General features: G+C 36.9%; 6 protein-coding genes and 1 riboswitch. Of the genes, 2 read left to right on the top strand and 4 right to left on the bottom strand.

Going from position 1 to position 4,387, the window contains the following annotated elements:
* Window positions 1-14 precede the first annotated feature (14 nt).
* Window positions 15-153: riboswitch (yybP-ykoY riboswitch) on the top strand.
* A 60-nt stretch (window positions 154-213) separates the two neighbouring features.
* Entirely contained in the window at window positions 214-798 is a 585-nt protein-coding gene (gene mntP / locus AACU95_RS11540) for a manganese efflux pump MntP (protein WP_004248311.1), read from the top strand.
* A 53-nt stretch (window positions 799-851) separates the two neighbouring features.
* On the opposite strand, the gene rlmA is transcribed toward mntP, so the two are convergent.
* Together rlmA and psiE are read right to left on the bottom strand one after the other, a co-directional pair.
* Entirely contained in the window at window positions 852-1,664 is an 813-nt protein-coding gene (gene rlmA / locus AACU95_RS11535) for a 23S rRNA (guanine(745)-N(1))-methyltransferase (protein WP_017827496.1), read from the bottom strand.
* A gap of 119 nt (window positions 1,665-1,783) precedes the next feature.
* On the bottom strand, window positions 1,784-2,197 hold the full coding sequence (gene psiE / locus AACU95_RS11530; RefSeq protein ID WP_004248313.1) for a phosphate-starvation-inducible protein PsiE: 414 nt from the start codon (window positions 2,195-2,197) through the stop codon (window positions 1,784-1,786).
* Window positions 2,198-2,438: 241 nt separating this feature from the next.
* On the opposite strand from psiE, the gene AACU95_RS11525 reads away from it, so the two are divergent.
* Window positions 2,439-2,882 (top strand): universal stress protein, encoded by a 444-nt coding sequence (locus AACU95_RS11525; RefSeq protein ID WP_036907847.1) that lies wholly within the window; start codon window positions 2,439-2,441, stop codon window positions 2,880-2,882.
* Window positions 2,883-2,990: 108 nt separating this feature from the next.
* Here AACU95_RS11525 and AACU95_RS11520 read toward each other — a convergent pair whose 3' ends face one another.
* Together AACU95_RS11520 and AACU95_RS11515 are read right to left on the bottom strand one after the other, a co-directional pair.
* On the bottom strand, window positions 2,991-3,809 hold the full coding sequence (locus tag AACU95_RS11520) for an MBL fold metallo-hydrolase (RefSeq protein WP_049208079.1): 819 nt from the start codon (window positions 3,807-3,809) through the stop codon (window positions 2,991-2,993).
* A gap of 130 nt (window positions 3,810-3,939) precedes the next feature.
* A partial coding sequence (locus tag AACU95_RS11515) for a universal stress protein (protein WP_237612004.1) occupies window positions 3,940-4,387 on the bottom strand: 448 nt, incomplete at its 5' end.

Here is a 4,387-nt window from a genome sequence, read left to right as displayed (position 1 = left end):
TATGATATCTTCTGCATCAAGTCATTGGGGAGTAGCCTGTCTTAAAATAAATCTCATTATTTTAAGAAGTCTGTATCAACATACTCGCTTATTTTTATTTAGCGTGGTACAGACGCCATTATTTGGTTGGCAAGACCATAGACACATAATTGTACTTCTTTGGTTGGGGGTCAATTGTGTGTATATGGAAACACCCCAACCGAGGCTATTGTTATGAGTTTTTACGCCACAATTATTCTCGCCCTTGCTCTTTCTATGGACGCATTTGCCGTCGCAGTCTGTAAAGGCGCCACCTTACATAAACCTCATTTTCGTGAAGCCCTCCGCACCGGTTTTATCTTTGGTATTATTGAAGCAAGCACCCCGATTATTGGTTGGGCATTAGGTTTATATACCAGTCAATATATTATTCAGTGGGATCACTGGGTCGCCTTTGGTTTATTGGTTATCTTGGGTGGACGAATGATTTATCAGAGTTTAAAGCGTGGTGATGATTGCATTTGTGAAGAGGCTCCTCAACGTCACGGTTCACTCTCTTTAATTGCGACAGGTATTGCCACCAGCCTTGATGCGATGGCGATTGGTGTCGGCTTAGCCTTTCTACAAGTCGATATTGTCCATACCGCGATGACCATCGGTATGATGACCATGATTATGGCAACACTGGGTATGCTGATCGGTCGCTATATTGGCCCTGTGCTTGGCAAAAAAGCTGAAATTATCGGGGGTATGGTGTTGATTGCTATCGGCTTTAATATTCTTTTTGAACATCTTGATCTGTTTATGTACGCACATTAAGTCGCCATAATATGAAAAAGCTTAGGTATGAACACAACCTAAGCTTTTTTATTCTAAACACGCTGATAAACACGAATTAGAAAATCAGTTTCACAAGCAAATTGCTCTGTTTTATCTAATGTCTCTTTTACCTCTTCACTCGCACGCCAAGCAAAAGGCGTCATTTGTAATAAATCAACCGCTTGTTTACCTGTTAACGCCATATTATAAGCAACTTGATGCTGTGCTATTAGCTTGAACCCAGCAAATATTTCATCTTTTAGTGGATGAAGATGCACTGTTGAATAAATCAACGCTTTGAGTTGATAAAGATGGCGTGGTGCGGGTGTCACCGTAATAATATATCCATCTTGAGCAATAACTCGTGTTAATTCGCTGGCATTGCAAGGGGCATAAATACGTACCACTGCATTTAATGACGCATCACAAAAAGGCAGACGTTGGCTGGACGCAACACAAAACTGAATAGGAGCATAGCGTTTTGCTGCATATTTAATGGCAACCTTCGCCACATCTAAGCCATAGACTTGTGGATTTTTTGACTTTAGTTGTTGATATATCTGATAGGTATAATACCCTTCTCCACAACCAATATCTAACACCTGAGGATTATCTTCCGGTAAATGTTCAGCCACTAATTGAGCCACTTTGTCTCGCATTGGTTGATAAAAGCCCGCATCTAAAAAATCACGCCGAGCACTAATCATCTCTGCACTATCCCCCGGCTCTTTAGAACGTTTAAATTGTACCGGGAGTAAATTAACATACCCCTCTTTAGCACAATCAAATTGATGGTGATTGTCACAAACCCAACTATGGGCTTTAAGAGCAAGTGGCTGGGAGCAAAGTGGACATTGATAAGACATAATATTTTTACATATTCCAAAATAAAATTGGGAGAGATAATAACATATCTCCCCCAATCATGCGGAAAACCTTAATGCACAGAGACTATTCAATGCATTGTTGACATATTGTTATTCGGTTAGCTTCGTTTTAATTTTTCGGTATTTGCAATAAATAACGCGATAACGAGCAATAAAATGGCGCCGGACTGAATCAAAGTATCTACCGAGTCTTTATGTTCAACAATAATCAGACGCACAATAGCTGTAATACCTATATAAATAAAATACCTTAAAGGGAAATGACCACCGGATAAAAAATATTTTACAATCAATGCGATAAACTCAAAATAAAGGAAGTAGATCAAAATTCCTTCTAATAACTGATAAGAAGATTCTTCAGCAGCTAAGTTAAATAATAAAGAGGCGATAACATAAGTTTCTTTGATCAAAAAACTGACTAATACGATGGCTAGAATAAGTAATCCGCAATTCAGCACCCATTGTAATATTGTTGCAATACATTTTAATAATTCTTCGCTTGATTTTCTCATAGCTTTATAACCTAAGGTTATCATTTATTGATAACAAATAATGATAGTAAACTACCTGTCGTTAACTTGGCACAAGTTTAATAGAACAATCTTTTTTCCACACCTATTTTTTATCTTTTAGGGCTAAAAACCCCAAAATAATGGCGCCATAATCGCAATATTCATCTTTAAATTTCAGCTTAGCCACTAAATTACCTATACTACTCGAGTGAAAAGGTTAATTTTTTACAGAAGGTAAATTATGGCTAAAACAATACTGGTAGCAATTGACTTATTAGAAGATGATAGAATTCACCGTATGGTTAAAGATATTCAATTTCTAGCAAGAAAAGCTGATCACTATTTTCATTTTGTCACAGTCATGCCTAATTTACGTTCTCTTGAAGCTTATGGACTTGATTGTGATAGCCCTTCAGTTATAGAGAAAAAACATCAAGCCGTTATTTTGTTAACTGAAAAACTAGCACACTGTGTTCAACAACAATTCCAATTACCTAAAGAGCAGTACCAATGCCATGCCCTTATAGGGACACCAAATTATAATATTCTCGAACTCGCCAATGAGATGGATGTAGACACTATTGTCATTGGCTCTAGCTCTCGTAATAGACATAATATATTGCTTGGCTCTACTGCAGATTATATTGTTAACAACACCAATTGTTCTGTTTTAGTGATCCGTTGATAATTGACGATACATTGTTAATAAAAAATGCTAGGATTAAAATCAAAAACCTTTTTTTAATCCCATACTAAAATCAACCATCCCATTTTTGATTAACATATTGATGTATCATTTAAAAAATAATCTTTGCCCTGTATTAAAATCTTTGGCATTAAGATAGCTACGGCCAAGCGCACCGGTACAATGGCAACCATAAACCTCAACATGGTGACCTATTGCTTTTTTCGCTCTTTTTAACGCCGCCAGTGAGGCACAGCGAAGATGTAGCCCTCCGACAATAGCTTGGATCTTGTCATTTCCCGTTATTTTTTTCGCATGGCGAATAATCGCATCAATACCAGAATGGCTACATCCTGTAATAATCACCAGTCCTTGCTGACCTTGCCAAATTAGAAAACTATCATCAAGTACATAATCATCCGTTTCGCTACCTTCACTGACAATAACGCCATAACGTTTATGTATTTGACGCTCTGTCACTTGACCAGAATAGATAAATCTTTTATCGATAGCTTTAGGTGTCGCTGTTAACTGAAATGAAAACTGCTGTTCTAGCTGCTGTCGGTTAAAAAATGGAGTAAGGCGCTTAAATTTAATAGACTGGCGCCCCATAAAAAGTGCTGAATAACGTACTGAAAATAAATCAGGATGGGCAATAATATGTGGCTTAGTAATAAAGAAATCCTCATTTAAATGAGTTAATCCACCAAAATGATCATAGTGCCCATGGGAAATAACAATTGTCGTTAATGATGTCAAATCAATCGCCATTTTTTTAGCATTATTGATAAAAGTGAGATCTTTACCAGTATCAAATAAAATTTTACTTTCGCTTTCAGTGTCTTCTAATAGCAGTGAAAGGCCTGGATAATGGCTAAGGGCGGGATCGCTTGTCTTATTTTCTAGTAGTACCGTAATAGTAAGCATAATTTTTAATTATTATCTTATAGGGGATAATGCATGATAATTAAAAACAGCTAGAGTGCCAAATTAAAAAAGCAGTTGATAAGACGCCATCAACCGCTTAATGGTATTGCTATATAAAATAAAGAGTTGGCTATCTTGCTACCATCACTGAACGTTTCGCATAACGGGTAATATCTGCCGCTGTTGAGCCTAAATGATAGCTGTCTGCTTCAGGATTATGTGAGCTAACAACAATTAAATCAGCATTAACCTGATCGGCTATCTGCAATATGCCATCCCGTGGTTTACCAATACAGATATGCGTTTCAATACGATCTTCCGGTAAATCAAATCGAGCAATAATTTTTTTTAACTCTTTTTCTGCTGATTTTTTTAAGCATACTTGGTCAAGTTGATCGCCATTCATCACTAAGCGATAATAAGAAGATTGTGGCAACTTTGGTAAAACATACAAAAAATGGACATAGGGATCTTCTCTTTTGGCAATGTTCTCCACTAATGTAATGGCTTTATTTAGTAAGTTATCTTCATCGATATCAATGGGAACCAAAATAGTCTTATACATATCGCCTCCTATT

Source organism: Proteus sp. G4415, from assembly GCF_963896075.1.
GTDB lineage: Bacteria > Pseudomonadota > Gammaproteobacteria > Enterobacterales > Enterobacteriaceae > Proteus > Proteus mirabilis.
The sequence above is the reverse complement of the archived record's forward strand: the minus strand, read 5'-3'. Positions and strand labels throughout refer to the sequence as shown.

What these genes read in the sequence shown, in the direction of transcription:
- rlmA (WP_017827496.1), bottom strand. Translation starts at nt 1,664, where the DNA reads ATGTCTTATCAATGTCCACTTTGCTCCCAGCCACTTGCTCTTAAAGCC.
- AACU95_RS11525 (WP_036907847.1), top strand. Translation starts at nt 2,439, where the DNA reads ATGGCTAAAACAATACTGGTAGCAATTGACTTATTAGAAGATGATAGA.
- AACU95_RS11520 (WP_049208079.1), bottom strand. Translation starts at nt 3,809, where the DNA reads ATGCTTACTATTACGGTACTACTAGAAAATAAGACAAGCGATCCCGCC.
- mntP (WP_004248311.1), top strand. Translation starts at nt 214, where the DNA reads ATGAGTTTTTACGCCACAATTATTCTCGCCCTTGCTCTTTCTATGGAC.
- psiE (WP_004248313.1), bottom strand. Translation starts at nt 2,197, where the DNA reads ATGAGAAAATCAAGCGAAGAATTATTAAAATGTATTGCAACAATATTA.